Source organism: Dactylosporangium sp. NPDC049140 (assembly GCF_040648435.1).
The window spans coordinates 59,064-85,442 of the sequence record NZ_JBEZDS010000033.1 but is presented as its reverse complement, the minus strand read 5'-3'; the positions used below and the strand labels follow the sequence as shown (position 1 = coordinate 85,442).

At 74.1% G+C, this 26,379-nt stretch carries 23 protein-coding genes and 1 pseudogene; 14 read left to right on the top strand and 10 right to left on the bottom strand.

Annotation, left to right across the window (positions count from 1 at the left end; translation table 11 throughout):
* The first annotated feature begins 33 nt into the window (after positions 1–33).
* Entirely contained in the window at positions 34–1,014 is a 981-nt protein-coding gene (locus AB0B76_RS38660; protein ID WP_360385004.1) for a PfkB family carbohydrate kinase, read from the top strand.
* A 41-nt stretch (positions 1,015–1,055) separates the two neighbouring features.
* On the opposite strand, the gene AB0B76_RS38655 is transcribed toward AB0B76_RS38660, so the two are convergent.
* On the bottom strand, positions 1,056–1,445 hold the full coding sequence (locus tag AB0B76_RS38655) for a hypothetical protein (protein WP_360385003.1): 390 nt from the start codon (positions 1,443–1,445) through the stop codon (positions 1,056–1,058).
* Between the two features lie 170 nt (positions 1,446–1,615).
* Here AB0B76_RS38655 and AB0B76_RS38650 point away from each other — a divergent pair, with 170 nt between their 5' ends.
* From AB0B76_RS38650 to AB0B76_RS38635, 4 genes are read left to right on the top strand one after another with little or no spacing between them, the layout of a single operon-like run.
* Positions 1,616–4,054, top strand: coding sequence for a nitrate- and nitrite sensing domain-containing protein (locus AB0B76_RS38650; protein WP_360385002.1), 2,439 nt, complete (start codon positions 1,616–1,618; stop codon positions 4,052–4,054).
* Positions 4,055–4,477 carry a roadblock/LC7 domain-containing protein gene (locus tag AB0B76_RS38645; protein WP_360385001.1) on the top strand — a complete coding sequence of 141 codons (423 nt, stop codon included), beginning with the start codon at positions 4,055–4,057 and terminating at the stop codon, positions 4,475–4,477.
* A gap of 16 nt (positions 4,478–4,493) precedes the next feature.
* Positions 4,494–4,853: a DUF742 domain-containing protein gene (locus AB0B76_RS38640; protein WP_360384999.1), complete on the top strand. Its 360-nt coding sequence runs from the start codon at positions 4,494–4,496 to the stop codon at positions 4,851–4,853.
* Entirely contained in the window at positions 4,834–5,412 is a 579-nt protein-coding gene (locus tag AB0B76_RS38635) for an ATP/GTP-binding protein (protein WP_360385083.1), read from the top strand. Before AB0B76_RS38640 ends, AB0B76_RS38635 begins: the two co-directional genes overlap by 20 nt.
* Positions 5,413–5,997: 585 nt before the next feature.
* Here AB0B76_RS38635 and AB0B76_RS38630 read toward each other — a convergent pair.
* Positions 5,998–6,585 (bottom strand): annotated as a pseudogene (locus AB0B76_RS38630) (FAD/NAD(P)-binding protein); the annotation flags it as partial.
* A gap of 98 nt (positions 6,586–6,683) precedes the next feature.
* Between AB0B76_RS38630 and AB0B76_RS38625 the strand changes: the two are divergent.
* Positions 6,684–8,156, top strand: a complete 1,473-nt coding sequence (locus tag AB0B76_RS38625; RefSeq protein WP_360384997.1) for an amino acid permease — start codon at positions 6,684–6,686, stop codon at positions 8,154–8,156.
* 9 nt (positions 8,157–8,165) lie between these two features.
* On the top strand, positions 8,166–8,612 hold the full coding sequence (locus AB0B76_RS38620) for a hypothetical protein (protein ID WP_360384995.1): 447 nt from the start codon (positions 8,166–8,168) through the stop codon (positions 8,610–8,612).
* Here AB0B76_RS38620 and AB0B76_RS38615 read toward each other — a convergent pair.
* The gene (locus AB0B76_RS38615; protein ID WP_360384993.1) at positions 8,609–9,274 is read right to left on the bottom strand and encodes a hemerythrin domain-containing protein; all 666 of its coding nucleotides are present in this window, start codon (positions 9,272–9,274) and stop codon (positions 8,609–8,611) included. The genes AB0B76_RS38620 and AB0B76_RS38615 overlap by 4 nt on opposite strands.
* A 143-nt stretch (positions 9,275–9,417) precedes the next feature.
* Here AB0B76_RS38615 and AB0B76_RS38610 point away from each other — a divergent pair, with 143 nt between their 5' ends.
* Entirely contained in the window at positions 9,418–12,711 is a 3,294-nt protein-coding gene (locus AB0B76_RS38610) for a BTAD domain-containing putative transcriptional regulator (RefSeq protein ID WP_360384991.1), read from the top strand.
* On the opposite strand, the gene AB0B76_RS38605 is transcribed toward AB0B76_RS38610, so the two are convergent.
* Positions 12,650–13,279: a hypothetical protein gene (locus AB0B76_RS38605; protein WP_360384989.1), complete on the bottom strand. Its 630-nt coding sequence runs from the start codon at positions 13,277–13,279 to the stop codon at positions 12,650–12,652. The two genes, AB0B76_RS38610 and AB0B76_RS38605, sit on opposite strands and share 62 nt — an antisense overlap.
* A gap of 222 nt (positions 13,280–13,501) precedes the next feature.
* Here AB0B76_RS38605 and AB0B76_RS38600 point away from each other — a divergent pair, with 222 nt between their 5' ends.
* The gene (locus AB0B76_RS38600) at positions 13,502–15,610 is read left to right on the top strand and encodes an MMPL family transporter (protein WP_360384987.1); all 2,109 of its coding nucleotides are present in this window, start codon (positions 13,502–13,504) and stop codon (positions 15,608–15,610) included.
* On the opposite strand, the gene AB0B76_RS38595 is transcribed toward AB0B76_RS38600, so the two are convergent.
* From AB0B76_RS38595 to AB0B76_RS38580, 4 genes are all read right to left on the bottom strand, one after another.
* Complete coding sequence (locus AB0B76_RS38595) at positions 15,578–16,315, bottom strand: hypothetical protein (protein WP_360384985.1); 738 nt, start codon at positions 16,313–16,315, stop codon at positions 15,578–15,580. The two genes, AB0B76_RS38600 and AB0B76_RS38595, sit on opposite strands and share 33 nt — an antisense overlap.
* Before the next feature lie 85 nt (positions 16,316–16,400).
* Positions 16,401–16,964, bottom strand: a complete 564-nt coding sequence (locus tag AB0B76_RS38590) for an NADAR family protein (RefSeq protein ID WP_360384983.1) — start codon at positions 16,962–16,964, stop codon at positions 16,401–16,403.
* A 31-nt stretch (positions 16,965–16,995) separates the two neighbouring features.
* Positions 16,996–18,120, bottom strand: coding sequence for a HAMP domain-containing sensor histidine kinase (locus tag AB0B76_RS38585; RefSeq protein ID WP_360384981.1), 1,125 nt, complete (start codon positions 18,118–18,120; stop codon positions 16,996–16,998).
* A gap of 5 nt (positions 18,121–18,125) precedes the next feature.
* A complete protein-coding gene (locus AB0B76_RS38580) occupies positions 18,126–18,782 on the bottom strand; it encodes a response regulator transcription factor (protein ID WP_360384979.1) in 657 nt (218 codons plus the stop codon).
* Positions 18,783–18,900: 118 nt separating this feature from the next.
* On the opposite strand from AB0B76_RS38580, the gene AB0B76_RS38575 reads away from it, so the two are divergent.
* Genes AB0B76_RS38575 through AB0B76_RS38560 form a run of 4 tightly spaced genes read left to right on the top strand, consistent with a single transcriptional unit; the run spans position 18,901 to position 22,442 of the window.
* Entirely contained in the window at positions 18,901–19,515 is a 615-nt protein-coding gene (locus AB0B76_RS38575; RefSeq protein WP_360384977.1) for a hypothetical protein, read from the top strand.
* A complete protein-coding gene (locus tag AB0B76_RS38570) occupies positions 19,512–20,582 on the top strand; it encodes a peptidoglycan-binding protein (RefSeq protein WP_360384975.1) in 1,071 nt (356 codons plus the stop codon). Before AB0B76_RS38575 ends, AB0B76_RS38570 begins: the two co-directional genes overlap by 4 nt.
* Positions 20,579–21,280, top strand: coding sequence for an ABC transporter ATP-binding protein (locus AB0B76_RS38565; protein WP_360384973.1), 702 nt, complete (start codon positions 20,579–20,581; stop codon positions 21,278–21,280). Before AB0B76_RS38570 ends, AB0B76_RS38565 begins: the two co-directional genes overlap by 4 nt.
* Positions 21,240–22,442, top strand: coding sequence for an ABC transporter permease (locus AB0B76_RS38560; RefSeq protein ID WP_360384971.1), 1,203 nt, complete (start codon positions 21,240–21,242; stop codon positions 22,440–22,442). Before AB0B76_RS38565 ends, AB0B76_RS38560 begins: the two co-directional genes overlap by 41 nt.
* 11 nt (positions 22,443–22,453) lie before the next feature.
* Here the strand turns inward: AB0B76_RS38560 and AB0B76_RS38555 are convergent, their stop codons facing one another.
* On the bottom strand, positions 22,454–23,689 hold the full coding sequence (locus AB0B76_RS38555) for a glycosyltransferase (RefSeq protein ID WP_360384969.1): 1,236 nt from the start codon (positions 23,687–23,689) through the stop codon (positions 22,454–22,456).
* A gap of 145 nt (positions 23,690–23,834) precedes the next feature.
* Here AB0B76_RS38555 and AB0B76_RS38550 point away from each other — a divergent pair, with 145 nt between their 5' ends.
* Positions 23,835–25,073 (top strand): MFS transporter, encoded by a 1,239-nt coding sequence (locus AB0B76_RS38550; protein ID WP_360384967.1) that lies wholly within the window; start codon positions 23,835–23,837, stop codon positions 25,071–25,073.
* Here AB0B76_RS38550 and AB0B76_RS38545 read toward each other — a convergent pair.
* Positions 25,060–26,256 (bottom strand): DUF1254 domain-containing protein, encoded by a 1,197-nt coding sequence (locus AB0B76_RS38545; RefSeq protein ID WP_360384965.1) that lies wholly within the window; start codon positions 26,254–26,256, stop codon positions 25,060–25,062. The genes AB0B76_RS38550 and AB0B76_RS38545 overlap by 14 nt on opposite strands.
* Positions 26,257–26,379: the final 123 nt, after the last annotated feature.

Here is a 26,379-nt window from a genome sequence, read left to right as displayed (position 1 = left end):
AATGAAGCGCGCTCAGCCGGGTAGCGGCCGCCGGTGCAGACCTCAGGCAATTTTGCGGCGCTGGCCGAAGGCTGGCGCGACGCCGCGGTGCTGGTCGTGGGCGACGCGCTGCTCGACGGCTGGCTGTGCGGCACCCCGGCCCGGCTGAGCCGGGAGGCCCCCGTGCCCGTGATCGCCCTGGACGCCACCCGCGAGGTGTGTGGCGGCGCGGCCAACACCGCGGCCAACTTCGCCGCGCTCGGCGCGCGGACCACGCTCGTCGGCGCCGTGGGCGACGACGACGCCGGGGCCCGGCTACGCACGTGCGTGTGGGACGCCGGCGTGGCCGACCGGCTCGTGACCGCGGTCGGCCGCCGTACGGTCACCAAGCGGCGGGTGGTCGCCGACGGGTACATCCTCGTCCGCTTCGACGACGGCGACACCGGCGCGCTCAGCCCGGTCGCGACCGAGACGCTCCTGCGCCGGCTCGGCGAGGCCCTGAGCGCCGAGCCGCGCCAGGACGCGGTCGTCGTCTGCGACCACGGCGCCGGCACGCTCGGGCCCGAGGTCCGGGCGCTGCTCGCGGCCCGCCGCCTCGACCTGCCGCTCTTCGCCGTCGACGCGCACGACCTGGCGGTGTGGGCGCCGACCGGGCCCGACCTGGTCACCCCGAACCGGGGCGAGGCCGCCCGCGTGCTGGGCCGGGAGGCGGGGGAGTTCGACCGGGAGCGCGACCGGGGCCAGCTGCTGCGCCGTACCGGGGCCGCCGTCGTCGCGGTGACGCTTGACGCCGAGGGCTCGGCGGTGCTCAGCCTCGACGGGGAGACGGTCGGGACCGCCGCACCCCCGGCGCCCGTCGCCCACGCGGCCGGGGCGGGCGGGGCCTACCTGGCCGGGTTCGTGCTCGGGCGGCTGGCCGGGGCGGGGCTGGCCGAGGCCGCGGATGTCGCACAGCGTTGCGCCTCGATGGCGATCCGTGGCGTCGGTACCGCGGTGGTGCCGGACCGGCTCGGGCTGCTGGAACGGGCGATATGACCTTTCGGTCCGGATGAGATAAATTGTGGTCGATGTGCGACCTAACCCTCGACGTCCGCGTGCGGGCCGTCCCCGGCGCAGCGCACGACCACCCGGACCTCGCGGCCGTCGGACTTGAACGTGACGCGGGACTGCGGCCCCGGCGCACGGTCGGCGCTCACGATGTGGAATCCGGCGGCGGGGCTGAGGTAACGAACCCGCACCTGACTTCCGTCGCAGCCGGCGACGACGTTCCCGCCCGGCGTGCGCAGGATCCGCGGCGCGTCCGGCGAGGGGGAGGGCGACGGCGTCGCGGGCGCGCCCGGGGCCGGTCGGGCCGCCTTGAGCAGGGCCTTTCGCCCCTGGACGCTCGCGTTGAGCGCCAGGGCGGCCAGCCCGCCCGCGCACAGCACCCAGGCCAGGATGGCCACCACCCAGCGTCCACGTCGCATGTCGCCGGGCTGCCCCGCGGCGCCCGCCGTACACCGGTCGAAGGGCGGAAAAAGGGGCTAGACCACTTCGTACCCCTGACAACCTTGCTGGTGACTTCCGGCCCAACCTGTCCGTATCATGCCCGAGGCGCCACCCCTCTGCCCCGCGACCCCAGCGAGGAACCGACCGCATGAGAAGCCCTTCGTGGAGAATCCGTACCTGGTCGATCCGCGCCAAGATCATCACGCTGCTGCTGCCCCCGCTGGCATCGCTCGTGGTGATGTGGGTGTTCGCGACGTCGCTCACCACCGGGGCCGCGGCCGAGCTGCTCAACAGCCAGACGTACTCCGAGCTGTCGAGCAAGCCGTCCGAGAACGTGATCGTCGCGCTGCAGCGTGAGCGGATGCTCACCCAGGTGTTCCTGGCCACCGGGCGCCAGGAGGGCCGGCCCGAGACCAAGGCGCTCAACGAGCAGCGCGCCAAGGTCGACGAGGTGCTCACCGACTTCCGCCACCGGGCCGACGACAGCAACCTCCAGGACGCGATCCCCGAGGTGTCCCGGGCCCGCCTGCGTGAGGTCATCAACCAGTTCGACCAGCTCGCGGCCGACCGGGCCCGGATCACCTCGGGCCAGATCGCGCGGGCCGAGGCGATGGACGTCTACAACTGGCCGATCGACGCGATCTACCACTGGTACGACTCGCTGCCGGGCGTCAGCGACGCCCAGCTCACCCGCAACGCCCGCATCGTCATCGCCACCAGCCGCGGCCGCGAGCAGCTCGCCCGCGAGGACGCGATGATCAACGGGGTGGCCGCGGCCGGGCGGTTCCAGAACACCGAGAGCTCCGACCTGATCGCGACCATCGGGGCCAAGCGCAACGTCTACGCCGACGCGACCTACGACCTGCCCAGCAGCGGCCAGGAGATCTGGGACCCGATCGTCACCAGCGACTCCTACAAGCGCGTCCAGGACCTGGAGAACAAGATCCTGTCCGACGCGCGGCCGGGCGCGGGGCTGCCGATCGACATCGCCGCCTGGCGGGACGCCTACGACAAGCTCTTCGCCCAGCTGCGCAACTTCGACCTGCGCTTCGGCGACGTCATCGTGGCCGACGCCGGCCCGGTCGCGACAGGCATCCTGCTGCGCGTCGTCGGCGCCGGCGTGCTCGGCCTCCTCGCCGTCGTCCTGTCGATCCTGCTGTCGATCCGCATCGGCCGCTCGATCATCCGCCGCCTGGTCGGCCTGCGCCAGGACGCTCAGGACCTCGCCGACGTGCGCCTGCCGGCGCTGGTGGCCCAGCTGCGCCGCGGGGAGAAGATCGACGTGGTGACGGCGGCGCCGCCGCTGGAGTACGGCGCCGACGAGATCGGCAAGGTGGGCAACGCGTTCAGCGCCGTGCAGCGCACCGCCGTGCAGTCCGCGGTACAGGAGGCCCAGGTGCGGCAGGGCCTCAACGAGGTCTTCCTCAACATCGCCCGGCGCAGCCAGACCCTGCTGCACCGCCAGCTCGGCCTGCTCGACCGCATGGAGCGGCGCACGACCGACCCCGAGGAGCTCGAGGACCTCTTCCGCGTCGACCACCTCGCCACCCGCATGCGCCGCCACGCCGAGGACCTGGTCATCCTGGCCGGCGCCGCGCCCGGCCGCGGCTGGCGCAACCCGGTGCCGATGGTCGACGTGATCCGCGGCGCGGTCTCCGAGGTCGAGGACTACGCGCGGGTCGGGTTCCTGGCCCTGCCGGAGGCGTCGCTGGTCGGCCGGGCCGTCGCCGACGTCATCCACCTGCTCGCGGAGGTGATCGAGAACGCCACCGCGTACTCGCCGCCGCACACCCGGGTGCAGATCAGCGGGCAGCTGGTGCCGAACGGGTACGCGATCGAGGTCGAGGACCGCGGCCTGGGCATGGCGCCGGAGGCGATCGAGGAGGCCAACCACCGGCTGGCCCAGCCGCCGGAGTTCGACCCGGGCAACTCCGCCCGGCTCGGCCTGTTCGTGGTGGCGCTGCTCGCCGCGCGGCACGGGGTGCGGGTCACCCTGCGCGCCTCGGCGTACGGGGGCATCACCGCGGTCGTGCTGATCCCGCCGCACCTGATCACCGGGGCCACGCACGAGCTGACCGCGCCGACGCCGGCCGAGGAGCGCCAGGCGGCCGAGGAGGCGGTGCTGGAGCTGGAGGCCGCCGACGTGGTGCGCCCGACGATCGAGCTGGTCCCGCCGTCGGCCTCCGCGCCGTCGGCCGAGCAGCCGGTCGAGTACTTCGTGCCCCCGCCGGCCGCGCCGGCCCCGGCGGTACCGGCGCCGGCGGTACCGCTCCCGCGGGTGTCCGTCGAGAACCGCCGACCCGAACCCGAATCCGAGCCCGAGGACGCCGAGCTCACCGACGACGGGCTGCCGCGCCGCCGGCGGCAGGCCAGCCTCGCGCCGCAGCTGCGCGAGCGGCCGGAGGAGGAGCGCACCGTCGACGGCATCCCCGCGGCCCAGTTCGCGACCACCTCGGTCGGCGGGCGCTCGCCCGAGCAGACCCGCGCGATGATGACGTCGCTGCAGGCCGGCTTCACCAAGGGCCGCCGCGACGCCGGGCAGATCCCGCCCGGCGACGACCCGAACGCACCGGAAAGGGACGCATAAGTGACGCACTCGACGAGCCGCACCGGCAAGCTCGACTGGCTCCTCGACGATCTCGTCGAGCGGGTCGAGTCGGCGCAGCACGCCGTGGTGCTCTCCGCCGACGGGCTGCTCATGGGCGCGTCCAGCGGACTCGGGCGCGACGACGCCGAGCACCTCTCGGCCGTCGCGTCCGGTTTCCAGAGCCTCGCCCGCAGCGCCGGGCGGCAGTTCAACGGCGGCTCGGTCCGCCAGACCATCGTGGAGATGGACAACTCGTTCCTGTTCGTCACCGCCGCCGGGCAGGGGGCCTGCCTGGCGGTGCTCAGCGCCGCCGACTCGGACATCGGCGTGATCGCCTACGAGATGGCGATGCTGGTGACCAGGGTCGGGCAGTACCTCACCGCACCGTCACGACCGGGCCCCGCGCACGATGCCGCGGGGTGAGCGTGATCACGCCTGGATGGACTCCGACGCCGGCCCGGTAGTCCGGCCGTACGCCGTGACGGGCGGCCGTGCCCGTCCGGCGGTCGGCGCCTTCGACCTCGTCGCCTTCGTGGTGAGCCGGGCCGACGGCTCGGGCGAGCAGAACCTCCTGCCCGAGCAGCGCGCGATACTGGCGCGCACCAGTGAGCCGGTGTCGGTCGCCGAGCTCGCCTCCCATCTCGACCTCGCGCTCGGCGTTGTGCGCGTCCTGCTCGGCGATCTGCTGCAGCAGGAGCTGATCGAGATGTACGAACCGGAGTACGACCAGTCCGTCGGGCCGCAGCGGCCCGACGATCGCATCCTCAAGGCGGTTGTCAATGGCCTCCGAGCGCTCTGACGGTCACGTTCCCCTCGCGGTGAAGATCCTCATCGCGGGTGGGTTCGGCGTCGGCAAGACCACGCTGGTCAGCGCGGTGAGCGAGATCCGCCCCCTCCAGACGGAGGAGGTGCTCACCAACGCCGGCGTCGGCATCGACGACGTGCACGGCGTCGAGGGCAAGCGCACGACGACCGTGGCCATGGACTTCGGCCGGATCAGCATCAACCAGGACATCGTGCTGTACCTGTTCGGCACGCCGGGCCAGGACCGGTTCTGGTTCCTGTGGGACGAGCTGGCGCTGGGCGCGCTCGGGGCGGTGGTGCTGGCCGACACCCGCCGGTTGACCGACTGTTTCCCGTCGGTGGACTACTTCGAGCGCCGCTCCACCCCGTTCCTGGTCGCGGTGAACTGCTTCGACGGCGTGCAGAAGCACAGTGCGGCGCAGATCGCCAAGGCGCTGGACCTCGACCCGGACGTGCCGGTCGTGCTCTGCGATGCGCGGGATCGGCGCTCGGTCAAGGATGTGCTGATCGCGCTGGTCGAGCACGTCATGACGCTCAAGCAGGTCGCGGCCTAGCCGCTCGGCCTGCCGGCGGATCTCCGGCACGGCGGTCGTCTCCCACCAGGCGCCCCGGCGGGCCGGGCCGATCGTGAACAGCCGCTCGGACGGTCCGACGAGCCGGCCGCACTCGTCGACGTCGAGGCCGCGGCCGGTGTCGTCGCGCCGGGCCAGGCCGTCGCGCAGCAGCGCGCGCCCGACCTCGGTGGCGGCGATGCCCTGGGGGCCGGTGCAGTTGACCACGGCCGTCCACTCGCCCTCGACCGGACCGCGGACGACGCGCAGGGTCCGGTCGACGCGCGCGGCCGACGCGGGGGGCATCCGGTGGCGGTGCACCTCCCACCACACGGCGACGTGGCGCAGGAACCGCTGACGGGCGTCGGGGGAGAGCCGCCGCCACAGCTCGTCGGTCCGGGGCCGGAGAGCGTCGACGGCGCTGCGCCAGTCCGGCTGGGTCGCGGCGAACTTCCGCACCGCGCGCATCAGACCGGCCAGGTCGCTTCCGTGGTACTCGAACGAGCGATCGGCCGGCAGTACGTCCGCGTGCGTGCGGGGGAGCAGGCCGCGGCGCGAGACCGCCACGACGGGCGCGCGCCCCTCGAGCGCCACGGCCACGTCCACGGCCGTCAGCCCGGTGCCGATCAGCAGGACCGGCCGATCGCCCGCGATCCCGTCCAGGACCCCCGAATCCCACGGATTGGCCACGTACCGCGGGTGCTCCCGCAGCCGCGCCAGCCCGGGCGGAACGGCCGGCGCGCCGTGCCCGAGCGCGAGGAGCACCCGGTCGCCGCGCAGAGTGCCGCCGCCGCGCAGCTCGACCGTGCCGTCGCCGCGCACCCGGGTCGCCGTGGCGCGCACGTGCGTGAAGGTGGCGGCCCGCAGCCGGTCGTGCAGGTAGTCGCCGAACACCCCCCGCGGGGCGAACTCGGCCGGGCCGATGCCCAGGTCCTGGTCGCGGCACCAGCGCACGAAGTCGTCGGGCTGGTCGGCGAGGGCACTCATCGCGGCCGCGCGCGAGTTGAGCAGGTGAGCCGGGTGGCGGGTGCGGTACGCCACCCCGCGCCCGAGCTCGGCCGGCGGCGCCGGATCGACGATCACGACCTGGTGGAACGGGTCCCGGCTCAGGTGGATCGCCGCCAGCGCGCCGCTACAGCCGCCGCCCACGATGACCGTGGTGCCCGTGCGCCCCATTGCGCCCCCTCGTGAATTCCTATTCAACCGATAGGCTTTATAGTACTCCTCGAAGGCCCGACGTGTAGAGCTGTCGGCAATCGGGCATGTCGTGTCCCATGTCGTCCCTCTTTCGCACCAAGTCGATCGAGCAGTCGATGCGGGACACCGACGAGCCCGGCCACAAGCTGCGCAAGAATCTCTCCGCCTTCGACCTGACCGTCTTCGGCGTGGGGGTCATCATCGGCACGGGCATCTTCGTGCTGACCGGACAGCAGGCGGCCCGCAACGCCGGGCCCGCGATCGTGCTGTCGTTCGCCCTGGCCGGCATCGTGTGCGCGCTGGCCGCCCTCTGCTACGCGGAGTTCGCCTCCACGGTGCCGGTCGCCGGGTCGGCGTACACCTTCTCCTACGCCACCCTGGGCCAGTTCGTCGCCTGGGTGATCGGCTGGGACCTGTGCCTGGAGCTGGCGCTGGGCGCCGCCGTGGTGTCGCGGGGCTGGTCGGCGTACCTCCAGGAGCTCTTCGACCTGCCCTCGTGGCTCGCCGGCGACGTGGCCCGCCCCGACTTCGGCGCCGCGTTCATCGTGCTGGTCCTCTCGATCGTGGCGATCGTCGGGGCCAAGCTCTCCGGGCGCATCACCGGCGTCCTGGTGATCATCAAGCTGGCCGTCGTCATCTTCGTCATCGGCCTGGGCCTGTTCTTCATCAAGGCGGCCAACTACAAGCCGTTCATCCCCGCCGCCGAGCCCTCCGCCAAGTCCTCGGGCGGCGACGCGCCGCTGCTGCAGGTGCTCGCCGGGATCACGCCCCAGCACTTCGGCTGGTTCGGCGTCGTGGCCGCGGCGTCGATCGTGTTCTTCGCGTACATCGGCTTCGACGTGGTGGCGACGACCGCCGAGGAGACCGCCCGCCCGCAGCGCGACGTGCCCCGCGGCATCATCGGCTCGCTGATCATCTGTGGGGTGCTCTACATGGCGGTGTCGTTCGTGGTCACCGGCATGGCGCACTACGGCGACCTGAACACGGCGGCCCCGCTGGCCAAGGCGTTCGACCTGGCCGGGCAGGGCTGGGCGGCCAACCTGATCTCCCTGGGCGCGGTCTGCGGCATCACCTCGGTGATCCTGGTCCTGCTGGTGGGCCAGGCCCGGGTCTCCTTCGCGATGGCCCGCGACGGCCTGCTGCCGCCGGTGCTGGCCAAGGTCCACCCGCGCTTCGGTACCCCGTGGGTGATGTCGGCGATCACCGGCGCGGTCGTGCTCGTGCTGGCCGCGTTCGTGCCGCTGTCCGAACTGTCCGAGCTGACCAGCATCGGCACCCTGTTCGCGTTCATCGTGGTGTCGATCGGCGTGGTCGTGCTGCGCCGCACCCGGCCCGACCTGCCGCGCGGCTTCAAGGCGCCGCTGGTGCCGGTGCTGCCCATCGTCAGCGTGCTGGCGAGCCTGTGGCTGATGCTGAACCTGCCCGTGGTCACCTGGGTGCGGTTCCTCATCTGGATGGCGGTCGGGCTGGTCGTGTACTTCGGCTACGGCATGCGCCGGGCCAAGCTGTCGGCGGAGCGCGGCGAGGCGGCCCCGGTCGAATCGACCTAATGTGGGGGCATGACCGATTGGGGCCTGTCGTCCGATGACTACCACCTGGACCTCGGCCCGGACGACGTGGCCGACCCCGAGGCGGTGTTCGGCCACGGTCCGCTGACGGCCGAGTCCTACGGCACGGCCGGGCTTTCCTCGGCCGACCCCGGGTCCGGCGCCGGCGACCCCGGGCTGTCGGCCGGGGAGATGGGCGGGGACGCGGAGACGGTCGGCTACGACTCCGACGGCGACGGCCGGGTCGACATGCTTCTGGCCGACACCGACGGCGACGGCCGGACCGACGTGGCGATGTGGGACACCAGCCACGACGGCCTGGTCGACCAGGTGGCGTACGACCAGGACCACGACGGCAAGATCGACCTGATCTACCACGACGACGACTTCGACGGCCACGTCGACCGGGTGGAGTCGGCCGACGGGACCGGCGAGCTGCCCGGGTACGCCTCGAACTAGGGGTTGCGGATCTCGCGCATCTGCTTGTCGTAGGAGCGCTTGCCGATCAGCTTCCACAGCACCCGCGCCGGGAGGGGCAGCAGCGCCAGGAACCGGGTGCGCTCCTCCGGCGTGGCGTCCTCCAGCAGCGCGCCCAGCATGAACAGCAGCTTGTCCTTCGGCGTCTTCGTGCGCGCGTGCTCGCCCAGCTCGGCCCACTCCGCCGCCGTGATGTGCTCGTGGATGAGCGGCAGGACCTGCCGCTCCTCCTCGTCGAGGTGCAGGAGCAGGTCGCGGCGGTGCCGGGCGAGCGCGGCGACGAGGGCGTCGCGCTCCGGCTCGGCGGGGCTGCGCTCCCAGGCGTCGAGCCCGCGCTGGACCTCTTGCAGCCCGGCGTCCACGGTCTGGTGCTGCTGCTCCATGCGCAGCACGAGCTCGGCGTCGAGGTCGACGCGGGCCAGCAGCTTGGGCCAGAGCAGCTCGTCCTCGCTGGTGTGGTGGCCGTGCAGGCCCTCGATGTACTCCCGGGCGAGCCCGGCCAGCCGCGCGGCCCGCGCGGTGTCGCCCGGGCGGACGGCGCCGATCAGGTCGTGCAGGTTCTGCGACTCCCGGCGGAAGACGCGGTGGACGACGATCATCTCCTGGACCCAGGGACGCTCGGCCGTGGCGATGGTGGCGCTCATTATGGGTGACTCCTCACGTTTGCGGTTCGCCCGCTCGACGGCCCGGCGCCGCGATCGGTTCAGATTTCGTGGCCATAACCGTCGCCGTACTGTCTTGTAGCGGTCTTGGAGGTCGCTTGGCGGCGATTACGATGGCGGCCGTCATGCTGCTGCGGGTACTGGGACCCTTCGAGGTCGAGACGGAAGCGGGCGGTACCGCCGACCTGGGCGGCCCCCGTCAGCGCGCCGTGCTCGCGTTGCTGCTCTCCGCCCGCGGCGACGTCGTCTCGGTCGACCGGATGATCGAGGACCTCTGGCGCGGCGAGGCCCCGCCCCGGGCCATCGCGTCGCTGCAGGCGTACGTCTCCAACCTCCGCCGCCTCCTCGAGCCCGACCGCGAGCGCCGCGCCGCGGCCCGTCTGCTGGTCAGCGCCCCGCCCGGCTACGCCATCCGGCTCCCGGTGGAGGCCGTCGACGCCTGGCGGTTCGAGCGCCTGCTCGCCGACGCCCGCGCGGCCCTGCCGGCGGAGCCGGACCGGGCCCGGCTGCTGCTGCGCGCGTCGCTGCAGCTGTGGCGCGGGGACGCCTACGCCGAGTTCGCCGCCGAGTCCTGGGCCCAGCCGGAGGCGGTGCGCCTGGAGGAGCTGCGCCTCGCCGCCCAGGAGCTGCTGCTCGACGCGACCCTGCGGGCCGGCGGGGCGGCCGAGGCGGTCGCCGAGGCCGAGCTGCTCACCCGGCAGGCGCCGCTGCGCGAGGAGCGCTGGCGGCTGCTGGCCCTGGCGCTGTGGGGCAGCGGGCGGCAGGCCGACGCGCTGGCCGCCCTGCGCCGGGCGCGCGCGATCCTCGCCGAGGAGCTGGGCCTGGACCCCGGCCGGGCGCTGCTCGACCTGGAGACGGCGATCCTGGCCGGCGGCATGTACGAGAACGCCGGGCCGTCCGCGCCGCCGGCGCCCGACCGCGCCGCCGCCGACACCGATGACCTGTTCGTGGGCCGCGCCGACGAGCTCGCCGCGCTCCGGGCGGTCGCCGCCCCGGGCGTGGTCCTGATCAGCGGGGAGGCGGGGGTCGGCAAGAGCAGCCTGCTGGCCCGGTACCGCCAGGAGCTGGCCCGGCAGGGCTGGCTCGTGGTCGTCGGGCGCTGCCCCGAGGTCGAGGGCGCGCCGCCGGCCTGGGCCTGGGTGGAGGCCCTGCGCGGGCTGGCCGGCACCGCGCCGCCCGGGGACCTCGCGCCCGAGCTGCGCCCGCTGCTCGACGAGGACGGCGGGGCCGGGCCGGGCGAGGACGGCGCGGCCGGGCGGTTCCGGCTGCACCGGGCGGTCACGCGCTGGCTCGGCGCGGTCGCGGCCGGGCGGCCCCTCGCTGTGGTCCTCGACGACCTGCACGCGGCCGACGGTGAGACCCTCATGCTGCTCGAGAGCGCGGCCGAGCTGGTCGCGCCGGGCGGGCCGGCGCTGCTGCTCGTCGCCGCGCTGCGCCCGAACGACAACCGGGAACGGCTCGCCGCGACCATGGCGGCGCTCGCGCGGCGCTCGCCCGTGCGGGTACCACTGCCGGGCCTCGGCCAGGACGACGTCGCACGGCTGGTCGAGGCGTTCGCGGGCACGGCCGTGGACGCCGGCACCCTCGCCGCGCTCGCCGAGCGGACCGGCGGCAACCCCTTCTACGTGCGCGAGTCCGCGCGGCTGCTCGCCTCCGAGGGCGCGCTGGTGGCCACGTCCGAGGTGCCCGAGGGGGTGCGCGACGTGCTGCGGCGGCGGCTGTCGCGGCTGCCCCCGGCGGCGGTCGCGGTGCTGCGCCTCGCCGCCGTGGTCGGGCGGGAGGCCGACGTCGAGACGCTCGTGGAGGCGGCCGACGCCGACGAGGGCACGGTGCTCGACGCGCTCGAGGCCGGGCTCATCGCCGGCCTGCTCACCGAGCCGGCGCCCGGACGCGTGCGGTTCGTGCACGGGCTGGTCCGCGACACCATGTACACCGACCTGTCCCGCCTGCGCCGCGCCCGCATGCACGGGCGGGTCGCGGCCAGCACCCGGCGGCTGCGGCCCGATGACTACCCGGCGCTGGCCTACCACTACGCGCGCGCCGCGTCCTCCGAGACCGCGGCCGCGGCCGTCGACTACGCGGTGCGGGCGGCGGAGCTGGCCGAGCGGCGCTACGCGTACGACGCCGCGGCCGAGGTGCTCGGCGCCGCGGTGGCCGCGCTCGAGGCGGCCGGCACCGTGGCCGGGGACCGCGACGCGCTGCTCGTCGACCTGCTCGGGCGGCTGCTGCGGGCTCAGGCCAGCGCGGGCGCGGTGGCGGCGGCGCGGCGGACCCGCCAGCGGGCGCTCGACGTCGCCACCGCCGCGAACCGCGACGACCTGCTCGTCGCGGCCTTCACCGCGTGGACGGTGGCGACGCCGTGGCAGATCCACGAGTACGGCGTGGTCGACGAGCGGATCGTCGACGTGCTCAGCGGCCTGCTGCGCCGCGGCGACCTCACCCCGGCCGACCGCTGCCGGCTGCTCGACGCGCTCAGCAACGAGCTCGACGGCGAGATCGACGAGCGCGGCGCCGCGGCCGGGCGGGCGGCGCTGGAGATCGCCCGCGGCCTCGGCGACCCGGGGCTGCTCGCGCTCGGGCTGGCCGCGCGGGGCCGGACCATGTCCTTCGACCGGGACGTGGCGGCCCGCCGCGCGGTGGCGCTGGAGCTACGGGCGCTCGCCGCCGAGCACGGGCTGGTGGCCTATCAGTGGCTCGCCGAGCTGCAGCTGGGCAACTGCGCCGCGGCGGCGAACGAGCCGGACGACGTGCGCGCGGCGGTGGTCCGGCAGGGCACGCTCGCCGAGGCCTACCACCTCGCCGAGCCGCTCGCGATCAACCTGGCCGCCCGCGCCACCCTCGCCCACATCGAGGGCGACCTGGCCGGCGCGCGCGCCCTCTACGACGAGGCCCGCGAGCAGTTGCGCCGCCAGGGCTCGCTGCACGGCGAGAGCTTCCACTTCATCGGCACGTTCAGCGTCATGGAGAGCGAGGGGCGGCTCGCCGAGCTCGTCGACGCGACCCGGCTGATCTGCCAGGAGCTCGGGGCGGTCGGCTTCGACGCCTACGCGCTCGTCCTGGCCGCGGCCGGGCGGACCGACGAGGCGCGGGCGGTGCGCATCGCCGAGTACCCGATCCGCCCCGACTACTTAGGCTCCGCCTTCTACACCGTGCGCGCCCAGGCGATCGTCGCGCTGGGCCGCGCCGACCTCGCCCCGCCGGTCATCGAGGCCCTGCTGCCGGTGCGCGACCAGCTGGGCGGGGTGGCGAGCACCTCGCTCGCGATGCAGCCGGTCGCGCTGAGCCTCGGCGAGCTGTACCGCCTGCAGGACCGCCCGGAGGAGGCGACCGCCGCCTTCCAGCTCGCCGCGGACGTGGCTAGCCGCTGGAACTCCCCGCACTGGCTGGCGCGGGCGAAGGCGCTGCTCTCGGACTCCTGACCGCGCCGGCGACCACGAGCGCGACCGCCCCGGCGGCGAAGCCCGCGTTGCCCCACCAGCGCACCGGGTCGCCCGGCTCCAGCAGCGCGGTGAGGGCGAAGCCGCCCCAGGCGTACGTCAGCAAGGCCCCGGCCGCGAGCGCCATCACGTGCCTGTCGCTCCAGCGGGTCCGGGCCAGCCACACGCTCCCGGCCGCGAGCCAGGCGACGCCGAAGGCGAACCCGGCCCACGACTCCGGCCGCGCGAAGAACACCGTGGCAGCGACGAACGCGAGGATCCCGGCGAGCCAGACCCGCGGCGCCGGCCAGGCCGGCCGGAAGGTACCCCGCGCGAGGAACGCGAGCCCGATGAGCGCCAGGGCCGCGGCGGCGGCCCCGATCCGCTGGGCCGGGCTCGCGAGGAAGCCCTCGCTGTCGCGGATCTCCGTGTAGATGATCCGGCACCCGAGGAGGTAGACGAGCGCGGTGACGACGAGCCCGGGCCGGCCGAGCCAGGGTCCGCGCCGGGTCGTCAGGTGCTCCACCAGGGCGATCGGCACGGCGATGCTCCAGATCGCGTGGCCGGCCACGAACGCCAGGGTGCTCGCGGCGGACAGGCCCAGGGCCGGGATCGGGGTGACGGCCTGGAAGGCGTGGCCCTCGAATGACGGGTTGAACAGGGACTGGTCGACTGCAGCCGGACCCGGGGGCGGCTCCTAGCTGCGAAAGTCGACGGCCCGGCCGTCCTTAGTCGGCTCCAAGTGGGCTGAAAGCGGGGTGCGGCAGGGTGATCCCATACCCGAGGAGGAATCATGTTGTCCCGTTCTCTCGGCCGGCTCGGTGGAGCGGCCGCCGCGCACCCCTGGCGCACGATCGGCGCGTGGCTGATCGCGCTCGTCGCCCTCACCGCCCTGTCGGCCGGGTTCGGCGGCACCCCGCACGACGACTACAACGTTCCCGGCACCCAGTCCCAGGCCGGCACCGAGTTCCTGCGCACCCACTTCCCGCAGATGTCCGGCGCCGACGCGCGCGTCGTCGTGCACGACGACCACGAGCTCGACCCGGCCGCGCTCGAGGCGCTGCGCGGGCGGCTCGCGAAGATGCCCTCGGCCGGGGTCGTCGCGCCGGCTCGGCGCTCGTCCGACGGGGACACGGCGCTCATCGGGGTGCAGTACGACATCCCGGTCACCGACTTCCAGGGCACCTCGGCGATGGACGCCCTGCGCGCCGCGGCCGCGCCGCTGCAGCGCGAGGGTGTGCAGGTCGAGTTCGGCGGCCAGGTCGCCGAGAACATCTCGGCGCCGAGCGGCACCGCGGAGGCGGTCGGCATCGTCGCCGCGCTGCTGATCCTGGTGTTCGCGCTCGCTTCGGTCGTCGCCGCCGGGCTCCCGCTCGTCGTGGCCGTCGCCGGGCTGGGCATCGCGACCGCGGTCATCGCCCTGCTGGAACGGGCCACCGACATCAGCAACACCGCGCCGACGGTCGCCACCATGGTCGGGCTCGGCGTCGGCATCGACTACGCGCTGCTGCTCGTGGCCCGGCACGTCGAGGGCCTCCGGCGCGGCCTCACCCCGCGGGCGGCGGCCGCCGAGGCCAACGCCACCGCGGGCGCCTCGGTCGTCGTGGCCGGGCTCACCGTCCTCGTGTCCCTGTTCGGGCTCAAGCTCGCGACGCTGCCGGTGTACTCCTCCTTCGGCTACGCCACCTTCGCCGCCGTCGTCGCCGTGATGGCCGCGGCGCTCACGCTCGTCCCCGCGCTCTGCGGGCTGGCCGGGCACCGTGTCCTGCCCCGGAAGGCCCGCAAGGGCCGGCCCGAGCGGACCCCGGGCACGAGCCTCACCGCGCGCTGGGCCGCCGCCGTCGGGCGCCGCCCGGTCATCGCCGCGCTCGCCTCGCTGGTCGTGCTCGCCGGGCTGGCCGCGCCCATGCTCGGCATGCGCACCTGGCCCCAGGACGCCGGCAGCCAGCCGACGTCGAACACCACCCGGCTCGCCTACGACCTGGTCTCGGCCGAGTTCGGCCCGGGCGCGAACGGCCCGCTGCTGCTGGCCGTCGACACCACCGCGGTGCCCGACGTCGACGGCCTGGTGGCGCGGCTGCGCGCCGAGCCCGGCGTCGCCGCCGTCGCGCCGCCCGCGGTCAACGGCACCGCGGCCGTCATCGTGGTCGAGCCCACGACCGGCCCGCAGGACGAGGCGACGACCCGGCTGCTCGACCGCCTGCGCGGCGGGGTCCTGCCGGCCGGGGTGCTGGTGACCGGGCTCGTCGCGGTGTTCGCCGACATCTCCGACCGGCTCGCCGACCGGCTGTGGATCGTCGTCGCGTTCGTGGTGGCGCTGTCGCTGCTGCTGCTCACCGTGCTGTTCCGGGCGCCGGTGGTGGCGGTGAAGGCGGCGATCATGAACCTGCTGTCGGTCGCCGCGGCCTACGGCGTGATGACCGCGGTCTTCCAGACCGACGCCGGCGCGCGGCTGGTCGGCCTGCCGCACGCGGTGCCGGTCTCCAGCTGGGTGCCGATCCTGCTGTTCACCGTTCTCTTCGGACTGTCCATGGACTACGAGGTGTTCCTGCTCGGCCGGGTCCGCGAGGACTGGCTCGCGACCGGCGACGCCAAGGGCAGCGTGGTCCGCGGCCTGTCCGCGACCGGGCGGGTGATCAGCAGCGCGGCCGCCATCATGGTCGCGGTGTTCGTCGGCTTCGCGCTCGACCCCGACGTGACGGTGAAGATGATCGGCGTCGGCATGGCGGTCGCCGTGTTCGTCGACGCCACGCTGGTGCGGCTGGTGCTGGTGCCGGCGACGATGGCGCTGCTCGGCCGGGCGAACTGGTGGCTGCCGCGCTGGCTGGACCGGCTCCTGCCGCACGTGGACGTGGAGCGGCCGGCCGCCTCACCGGCCCCGGTGCCGGCGCCGGTCGGCTGAGCCCCGCCTGGTTACCCTCGGCGCTTCCCGCAGGCCGAGGGTAACCAGCACGCGGCGCGTGGTGTCGGCGACCGGGCGCAGCACCCAGGTGTGCACCCAGCGGGCCGGCGGGACCACGACGTACCGCCAGACGAACCGGAGCGGGATGACGACCAGGTAGCGCCAGAGCAGGACCACCGAGTGGTTCCAGGCCCAGGCGATCGCCATCCCGATCGGGACGACCACCCAGCGCCACAAGAACGCGATCGCCTTGCCGATCGGCACGACCACCCAGCGCCACACGAACGCGATCGCCTTGCCGATCGGGGTGAGCAGGTAGCGGTAGACGAGGCCCATGGCCCAGGCGACCGCCCGGCCCACCTCCAGCAGGACCCGGCCGAGCAGGTTCCAGAAGGGGGCCGTGGCCTTGAGCAGCCACCAGATCCCCTGGGCCACCGGCACCAGCACGTACTTGGCGAACCAGACCAGCGGGGTCCACAGGATGTGCACCGTGATCCAGCGCAGCGGGATCCAGATGACGTAGTGCAGGAACGGGATCAGGACGTACTCGGCGATCGGCGCCCCGACGTACTTCCACAGGACCCGCATCACCCACGCGAAGGCGTCCCAGGCCAGCTTGAACGGCACCACGAAGATGACCGCCAGGACGCGGATCGGCCAGGCCAGCCACCCCGGCAGCGGCTGCACCTCGTCGCGCGCGCTCATGCCGCCTCCTCGCTTCGCTCGTCCGCGGCCTGACCGTCGAAATGTGCCAGCCGATGACCGGCCCCTCCGCCGCGCTCCGGACCGGTCATGAGCGCCCCGCCAGCTCGTGCCGGGCGTGCATGAGGGCGTAGCCGAGCAGGTTCAGCCCCCGCCACCGCTCCGGGTTCGCCGCGGCCTCGTCGTCGGCGGCCAGGCCGATCCCCCACACGCGGTCCAGCGGGCTCGCCTCGACCAGCACCCGGTCGCCGGTGCCCAGCAGGTAGGCGCGCAGGTCGTCGTCGGCGTCGAACTTGGCCCGGCTGGCCGCCACGACGATCGCGAACCGCTCGCGCTCCCAGGTCGGCTCGTCGAAGCCCTTCACAGTGCGGCCGAGGCTCTTGGCCTGGTTCGGGTGCGACACGCCCAGCACCCGGGCCGCGGTGTGCTCGTCGCCGAAGAGCCGGGCCTTGCGCCACATCATGTAGTGCTCGGCCGACGGGAACCCGACACCGTCCACCTCGAAGCGCGCCGGCCACCACTGGCTCAGGCAGCTCGGGCCGAGCCCGCCGCCGGGGCGGGGCGTGTGGCCCCAGAAGTACAGGTACTTGACGCGGGCCCCGGACCTGACCAGGCCGAGCAGCTCTTCGTTGGAGGAGGGCGGTGCGGACATGACCCCGAGTGTGCCCGATCACCGCGAATTGTCATGTCGGATATTCGCTGCTCTCGGCGGTGGGAAGGATCACCGTCACCGTCATGCCGCCGCCGTCGCGGGGGTCGGCGAAGACCCGGCCGCCGTGCGCCGTCGCGACCGCGCGGACGATCGAGAGCCCGAGGCCCGCGCCGGAGCTCGCCGCCCGGTCGGGGCCGAGGCGGCGGAACGGCTCGAAGAGGTTCGGGATCTCGTACCGCGGCACGATCGGCCCGGTGTTGCTCACGGTCACGTAGGCCCCGTCGGGCCGCGTCCCGCTCTCCACCCGCACCCAGCCGCCGGCGGGCACGTTGTGCCGGACCCCGTTCTCGACGAGGTTGTGCACCAGCCGCTCCAGCAGCACCGCGTTGCCGGTCGTCGGCGCCTCGTCGGCGACCGCCGTCACCTTCACGTCCTCGTCCTGCTGCAGGGCGGCCACGTGGGCGACGACGTCGGCGAGGTCCACATAGGACCGCTCGGCGACCGCGCGCTCGGAGCGGGCGAGCAGCAGCAGCCCGTCGATGAGCCGCTCGTGCCGGTCGTTGACGGCCAGCAGCGTGCGGCCCAGCTGGCGCAGCTCCGTCGAGGCGTCCGGGTGGTCGGTGGAGACCTCCAGCAGCGTGCGGTTGAGGGTGAGCGGGGTGCGCAGCTCGTGTGAGGCGTTGGCGATGAAGCGCCGCTGGACGTCGAAGGACTTGTCGAGCCGGGCGATCATCAGGTCGAACGTGTCGGCCAGCTCCTTGACCTCGTCGTAGGGCCCGGTGAGCGCGATCCGCTCGTGCAGGCCGCGGTCCGGGGCGCCCGCGATGCGCCGCGCCGTCTCGGTGACCCGGTGCAGCGGCTGCAGCAGCCGGCCGGCGACGAGCCAGCTGAACGCGAGCCCGATCACCACCACCACGGCGAGGGCGATGGAGCCCTGGGTGAGCACCGCCTGGGTCGCATCGGAGCGGAACTCGCCCTGGATGTTCGTGATCAGGTTCCCGGCGACGCCGGGCGGGGGGCCGTCGAAGCTCTTGGAGATGTACGCCTTGTCGCCCAGCTGCTGGAACACGAGCAGGTAGGTGATGCCGAGCAGCACCAGGCCACCCACCAGCAGCATCCCGCCGACGACCAGGGTCAGCCGGGTCCGGATGGTCATCTTCTTCATGGAATGCGATACCCCACTCCCGGCTCGGTCAGCACCACGGCGGGCTCGCCCAGCTTCCGCCGCAGCTTCAGGATCGTCATCCGCACGGTGTGCGTGAACGGGTCGGCGTGCTCGTCCCAGGCCTTCTCCAGCAGCTGCTCGGCCGAGACCGCGGCGCCCGCGGCCCGCAGCAGCTCGGCGAGGACCGCGAACTCCTTGCGCGACAGCGGGACGTAGCGGCCGTCGCGGTACACCTCCCGGCGGTGCGGGTCGAGGCGGATCCCGGCGCGCTCCAGCACCGGCGGCGCGGCCGGGCGGGCCCGCCGCCCGAGCGCCGCCACGCGGGCGGCCAGCTCGCGGAACGCGAACGGCTTCGGCAGGTAGTCGTCGGCCCCGAGGGCGAGCCCGGCGACCCGGTCGTCGACGTCGGCGGCCGCGGTCAGCATGAGCACCCGCGCCGCCGACTCGCGCCGGGCCAGCTCGCGGCAGACCTCGTCGCCGTGCAGCACCGGCAGATCACGGTCGAGCACCACGACGTCGTAGTCGTTCACGTCGAGCCGCTCCAGCGCGGACGCGCCGTCGTGGACCACGTCGACGGCGTGGGTCTCCCGCCGCAGGCCCTGCGCGACCGTCTCGGCCAGCAGCGGCTCGTCCTCGACCACCAATATCCGCATGACCCCATCGTCCTCCGCCCCGGTGTCACCGCGGTGTCAACGTTTGCGGTTACGGCCGGTTGACGCGCGCGGGCCTTGACTGCTGGTGCACCTACACCTTTTCGACGGAGGAGGCACCATGCGCATCAGGACCGGCCTCGCGCTCGGCCTGCTGCTCCTGTTCACCGCGGCCGGTTGCGGCAAGGCCACCGGCGGCGACAACGGCGTGGCGACCGCGGGCGACGGCAAGGCGAGCCCGACCGCGACCGCCAGCAGCGGGACGGGCAACCGAGATCCGAAGGCCGACCAGGAGGCGTTCCTCAGGTTCGCGCAGTGCATGCGCGACCACGGCGTGCCGATGGACGACCCGCAGTTCGACGGCGGCGGCATCAGCCTGATGATCCCGGAGGGCACCGACAAGTCAAAGGTCGACGCGGCCCAGGCGGAGTGCAAGCAGTACATGCCCAACGGCGGCGAGCCGCCCAAGCTCAGCCCGGAGCAGCAGGAGCGGATGCGCAAGTACGCCCAGTGCATGCGCGACCAGGGGATCACCAACTTCCCGGACCCGAACGAGGACGGCGGGTTCCAGATCGACGGCGACAAGCTCGGCGTCGACCCCCGGGGCGAGCAGATGAAGGCGGCCGAGAAGGCCTGCGAGCAGTACGACATGGGCCCCAGGACCGGCGCGGGCGGCGGCGGCGACGACGGCGGCGAGAAGTCGACCGAGAACCACGAGTCAGGGAGCGGGGCATGAGCAACCGCCGCAGGCGCGGACGCGCCGGACGGGTGATCTTCGGGGTGGCGGCGGTGGCCGCGGTCGGCGCCGCGGCGGCGGCCGGGCTGGGGCTGCCCGAGCGCGGCAGCGGCGCCGGCACCCCGACGAGCACCCTGCCGGCCAAGACCGCGCAGGTCAGCAAGCAGACGCTTGTCGACACCGAGAACCACGACGGCAAGCTCGGCCACGGCGACAGCCGGACCCTCAGCGGCCGCGGCGCGGGCACGCTGACCGAGGTGCCCGCCGTCGGCGCGGTCGTGCAGCGCGGCCAGGCCCTCTACCGGGCCGACAACACCCCGGTCGTTCTGCTGTACGGCTCGATGCCGTCGTACCGCAACCTCACCGTCGGCGACGAGGGGGCCGACGTCAAGCAGCTCGAGGAGAACCTCGCCGCGCTCGGGTACACCGGCTTCACCGTCGACGACAAGTACTCCTCGTCGACGGCGAGCGCAGTGAAGAAGTGGCAGGGCGACCTCGGCATCACCAAGACGGGCACGGTGGAGGCGGCGCGCATCGTGTACGCCACCGGCGCCGTCCGCGTCGACGAGCACAAGGCCGAGGCGGGCGACCCGGCCGGAGGCGCGATCCTGGCATACACCTCCACGGTCCCGGTCGTGTCCGTCGACCTCGACCCCGAGGACCACCGGCTGGCCAAGTCGGGCGCCGCGGTCACGGTCAAGCTGCCCGACGGCAAGAGCGTCGCCGGGAAGATCGCGGTGGTGCAGACGGTCATCCAGCCGGCCCAGGGCAACACGCCGGCGGAGACGAAGTACCGGCTCTCGATCACCCCGGACGACACGAAGGCCTTCGACGGGCTGGACCAGATGACGGTCACTGTCACGTTCACCGCCGGCAAGCGCGAGAACGTGCTCGCCGTGCCGGTACAGGCGCTGCTCGCGCTCGCCGAGGGCGGCTACGGGGTGCAGGTCGTGGAGAACGGCGCCGCGAAGGTCGTGGCGGTCAAGGTCGGCCTGTTCGCCGGGGGCAAGGTCGAGGTGACCGGCGACGGGATCTCGGCCGGCACGGTCGTCGGGATGCCGGGATGACCCCGGTCGTCGAGCTCGAAGCGGTGCGCAAGGAGTACCCGGGCGGGGTGGTCGCCGTCCGCGACGTCAGTCTCACCGTCGTCGCGGGGGAGTTCGTGGCCATCGTGGGCCCCTCCGGTTCGGGCAAGAGCACCATGCTGCACCTCATCGGTACCCTCGACCGCCCGTCGGCCGGCTCGGTGCGCATCGACGGCCACGAGGTCGCGCGGCTGCGCGACCGCCAGCTGTCCGCGCTGCGGGCGCGGCGCATCGGCTTCGTGTTCCAGCAGTTCCACCTGGCCCCGGGCCAGCCCGCGCTGGACAACGTCGCCGACGGGCTGCTCTACGCGGGCCCGTCGCGGGCCGAGCGGCGCCACCGGGCCGAGGAGGCGCTCGTGCGGGTCGGGCTGGGCGACCGGCTCGACCACCTGCCGCACGAGCTCTCCGGCGGCGAGAAACAGCGGGTCGCGATCGCCCGGGCGGTCGTCGGCGAGCCGGCGATCCTGCTCGCCGACGAGCCGACCGGCAACCTCGACTCCGCGTCGGGAGCCGGCGTGATGCAGCTGCTCGGGGAGCTGCATCACGCCGGCACCACGATCCTCGTCATCACGCACGACCAGCAGATCGCGGCGAGCCTGCCGCGCCAGGTGAGCATGCGCGACGGGGAGGTGGTCTCGGATGACGACGTCGTTGGCGCCGGCGCGGCTGGCGCCCGCTGACGTGGTCCGGGTCGGCGGGGCCGGCCTGCGGACCCGGCCGATGCGGGCGTTCCTGTCGGCGCTGGGCATCGCGATCGGCATCGCCGCGATGGTCTCCGTCGTCGGCATCTCCTCGTCCAGCCGGGCCGAGCTCGACCGGCAGCTCGCCGCGCTCGGGACCAACCTGCTCACCGTCGCGCCCGGCAACGACATCTTCGGCGACAACGCCACGCTGCCGGACGAGGCGGTGGAGATGATCGGGCGGATCGGGCCGGTGACCGAGGTGTCGGCGGTCGGGAAGGTGGCGGACGTGCACGTGTACCGCACCGACCAGATCCCCGCCGGGCAGACCAACGCGATCACGCTGCGGGCGGCCCAGCTGGAGCTGCCCCGGACCGTCGGCGCCACGCTGGCCTCCGGGACGTGGCTGAACGCGGCCACCGCGCAGTTCCCGACGGTCGTCCTCGGCTCGGCGGCGGCCCGGCGGCTGGGCGTCTACGACGTCGGGGACGGCGTCCAGATCTACATCCACGCCCGGTGGTTCACCGTGGTCGGGATTCTGGCGGCGGTACCGCTGGCGCCCGAGCTGGACTCGTCGGCGCTCATCGGCTGGGAGGCGGCCAAGACGTACGCCGGCTTCGACGGGCACGCGACGACCGTCTACACCCGGGCGCAGGACGACCAGGTCGAGGCGGTCCAGGGCGTGCTCGCCCGCACCGCCAACCCCTCGGCGCCCAACCAGGTGAAGGTGTCGCGCCCCTCCGACGCGCTCGCCGCCCGGCAGGCCACCGACAAGACCTTCACCGGCCTGCTGCTCGGCCTGGGCGCGGTCGCGCTGCTCGTCGGCGGCGTCGGGGTGGCCAACACGATGGTCATCTCGGTGCTGGAACGCCGCGCGGAGATCGGGCTGCGGCGCGCCCTGGGCGCCACCCGCGGGCAGGTCCTCGTGCAGTTCCTCGCCGAGTCGCTGCTGTTGTCCGCGCTCGGGGGCGTCGGCGGGGTCACCACGGGGATCGCGGTGACCGCCCTGTACGCCACCACCCGCGACTGGCCGGCGGTGGTGCCGGCGTGGGCGACGGCCGGTGGGGTCGGCGCCACGCTCGTCATCGGGGCGATCGCGGGGCTCTACCCGGCGATTCGGGCCGCCCGGCTGGCCCCGACGGAGGCCCTGGCCGCGCCCTGAGGACCGGGTGGCTATCCCGCCGCGCGGCCCGCTCGGGCCGCCCCGGACGAGGCGGCCGTGCCCTGGGCGTGGGCGTACTCGTAAGCGGCCATGAGGTGGCCGAGGTAGCGCTCCGCGGAGTAGGCGTCCGCGGCGGCGCGCCCGGCCTCGGCCACCTCGCGGTGCAGGCCCGGGTCGGTGAGGATCTTCGTGAGCGCGGCCGCGAACGAGTCCGCGTCCGGCGCCGTGGACAGCCGGCCCGAGGCGCCGCCGGGGCGCTCGGCGAGGGCGGCGTCGGCGAGGACGACCGGCAGCCCGGCCGTCTCCGCCTCGATCATGACGAGGCCCTGGGTGTCGGTGGTGGAGGCGAACGCGAGGACGTCGGCCATGCGGTAGTACGCGGCCATGCGGTTGTGTGGCACGGGCCGGACCAGGCGCAGGGCGTGGGCGAGGCCGGCCTGGCGGGCGAGGCGGAGCACGTTGAGCCGGTTCTGCTTCACGCCCACCATCACGAGCCTGGCGGTGGGCACCTGGCGGAGCAGCCGCGCGAACGAGGCCAGCAGGAGCGCCGGGTCCTTCTCCTTCGTCGCCCGGCCTACCGCGAGTACCACCGGCGCGGTTTCGGGGATCCGCAGCGACCGCCGGAGCTCGGCCCGGCCCAGCGGGCAGTCGGCGAGCTGGATCGACGTCGGGACCGTCCACACCGGGGGGAGCCGCTCGAACTCGGCCAGCCCCGCCGCCGTCTTGGCCGAGGGCGCGATGACCACCGACGTGCGGTCCATGAACTCCTGCCCGAGCCGCACAAGCTGCGCGCGCCGCTCGGTGCCGGAGCGCGCGAGGCGCAGGTAGTCGCGCATGGTCCAGCCGAGCTCGAGCCGCTGCGCCGCGTGCGCCGCGCCGAACTGGATCTCCATGAAGTGGGCCGAGTACGCGAGCAGGTCCGTGTGCCACGTCATGACCACGGGCAGGTCGTGCGCCCGGGCGTACCGCAGCCCGCCGATGCCCACCGGCCCCAGGGTGTGCACGTGCACGATGCGCGGGACGGGCCGCATGCCGTCGAAGTGCGGCAGGCCGACCCGGATGTTGCGCAGCGGCACCGGCACCGACCGCACCCCGCACGGCTCCGGCCGGGAGCGCAGCAGGGGGGCGGGCTGGTACACCTGGACCTCGTGGCCGGCGGTGCGCAGCAGGGACACCGTGGCGGCCACCGAGGTCGCGACGCCGTCGGAGCGGCCCGGGTGGCTGTCGCAGAAGTGCGCGATTCTCACGCCGCACATGGTGCGGTACCGCGCCGCACCGGACGAGAATGCATGTCTTTTGTACGCTATCTGTTCATCGCTCGGCTTGATCCTTTTTCCGGGCCCTCCAGCCGGGGCCTTCGTCCGGGGCCGGCCATCGGGTAAAGGGGTCCACATGAGCGCGAAGGCGGGCGGCCTCCTCCGGGCGCGGAACTTCGCCCTGTTGTGGATCGGGGAGTCCGCGAGCGCGGTCGGTTCGGCCGTTACGTCGGTGGCGTTTCCGCTGGTGGCGGTCTCGGTGCTGCACGCCGGCCCGGGCGCGGTCGCGCTGCTGACCGTCTTCACCTGGCTGCCCTGGCTGCTGTTCGGGCTCGTGGTCGGCGTGTGGGTGGACCGTTGGCCGCGCCGGCCCACCCTGCTGGTCGCCGATCTGGTGTCGGCGACGGTCCTCATCGGGGTCCCGGTCGCCGCCTGGACCGGCGTGCTGACCATGCCGATCCTGCTGGCCGCCGCGCTGCTCGCCGGCGTCTCCGGCATCTTCTTCAGCGTGGCGTTCAACGCGTTCCTGCCGCACCTCGTCCCCGCGGGCGACCTGATGGAGGGCATCGCCAAGCTCCAGACCAGCGCCTCGGTCGCCCTGGTCGCCGGGCCGGCCCTGGGCGGGCTGCTGGCCCAGGTCGCCGGGGCGGTAAGCGGTGTCCTCATCGACGCGTTCACCTTCCTGCTCTCGGCGGCCTGCCTGCTCGGCCTGCGGCCCGCCCCCGAACCGCGCCGGGAGCGGGCCGCCGCCGGCCTGCTGGGCCAGATCGCCGAGGGGATCCGGTTCATCGTGCGCGGACGCCTGCTCCAGGCCATGCTGGTGGTCGCCACGGCGGCGAACTTCGCGATGCTGGGCATCACCGCGCTGCGCGTCGTCTTCCTCGTCCGGACCGGTGGCCTTGCCCCGGGTACCGCCGGCATCGCGATCGGCCTGGGCAGTCTCGGCGGCATCCTCGGCGCCGCGCTCGCCACCCGAGTCGCCACCCGCTTCGGCAGCGCCCGCACCTACGTCGTGGCCAGCGTCGCGACCGCGCCGTTCACGCTCCTGCTCCCGTTCGGCGGGCCGGGCTGGGGGCTGGTGCTCTTCACCGCGGGCTCGTTCGTCACGCTCGGCGGAGGCACCATGGCCAGCGTGATGACCATGACCTTCCGGGGCACGTTCGTCCCGGCCCACCTGCTCGGCCGGGTCACCGCGGCCTCCCGGATCTTCGTGTTCGGCAGCGTCCCGCTCGGCGCGGCGACCGCCGGCTTCCTCGCGACCACCCTCGGCACCCGCACCGCCCTGTGGGTGCTCGCCGCGCTGTACGCCGTCACACCGCTGCCGCTGCTCGCCACCTCCGCCGGGAAGGTGCGCGACTTTCCTACGCGGGAATGACCGGCGGCAGCTCGAACTCGTCGCGCAGCAGGGTCTCCGGGGGGTTGTAGACGCGCAGGATCAGGTGGTATTCGCCCCGCGGGGTGGGCAGCCACGGCGCGCCGTCGGCGGGCGGGTCGGGCTGGACGCGCACCGCGTCGCCGGCGGTCGGGATCGAGTGGAACAGGCGCGCGTCGGCCGCGTCGTACGAGGCCAGGGTTCCGGCCGGCGGGCTCAGGGCGTAGGCCCGGGCGCCCGTCAGCCGCGCGCCCTCGCGGTCCTTGTGCACCGCGGGGGCGACGGCCTCGTACGCGTGGCTGCCCCACAGCCGGGTGCGGGCCGCGACCGCGCGCGCGAGGTGGGCCGCCTCGCGATCCGCGAGCGTCCATTGTGGAGTGTCGACGGTGCCGACCTCGAAGTAGTCGAGGTTGTAGTCGAAGGCGTGCCGGTCGTTCGTCCAGCCGTTGACCGGCGCGGCATGCTCGGTCGTGGCCGCCTCCTCCAGGGCCTCGCGGCCGCGGTCGAGCCCCTCCCGCAGGGCGAGACGGTGTTCCCGCGGGATGGTCGGGTACGGCGAGTTGCCGTCCTCGAACAGCCCGATCGGGGCGAAGCGCCGCTGGTAGCGCCGCTCGGCCGGGGACGGCGGGAACGCGGCCAGACCCCGGCGCAGCGCCTCGAGGAAGAGGAGGTCGCCGGGCACCCCGGGCTGGGGGGAGGGCAGGCCGTCGAGGGGCACCTGCGGGTACATCCGCTGGATCGAGAGCCCGTCCTGCAGCTCGTGGACGCCCGGCCCCGCGGCGAACCGGGCGATGAGCGTCGCGATCATCGTGGGCACCCGGATCACCTCGGCCGCGGGCGCCTCCCGGCCGGCCCAGCCGGGCGGCACGAGCAGGTACTCGCGCGGCTCGTCGGGGGTGGTGCGGCTGCCGACGTACGCGAAGTTGTCGGTCCACGCGTCGACGAACTGCACCACGTGGTAGCGGCCGCCGGTCGCCGGCACGCGCAGCCACAGGGGGCCGCCGGACAGGTCGAGCTGGGCGGTGGAGCTGAGCAGGTCGGGATTGGCGTTGGGTTCGGCGGGCACGGTGCGCTGGTGTTCGAACGCGTTGAAGGTGGTCGCGGCGCCGACGGCGCGCAGGTCCTGGAGCAGGGGGTAGCCGTAGCCGTACGCCTCGGCGGCCAGCGTGGGCAGGTCGTCTCTCATACGCAGCCTCCCTCGTCCTGCATCCAGCGTCCGGTGCCCGGGCGCCCGCGCCGGGTGAGGGCGGGGGTGAGTCAGCGACGGGGGTTCGCCCGGCGCGCCCGGGCGCCGCGCGTCCGCGCGGGG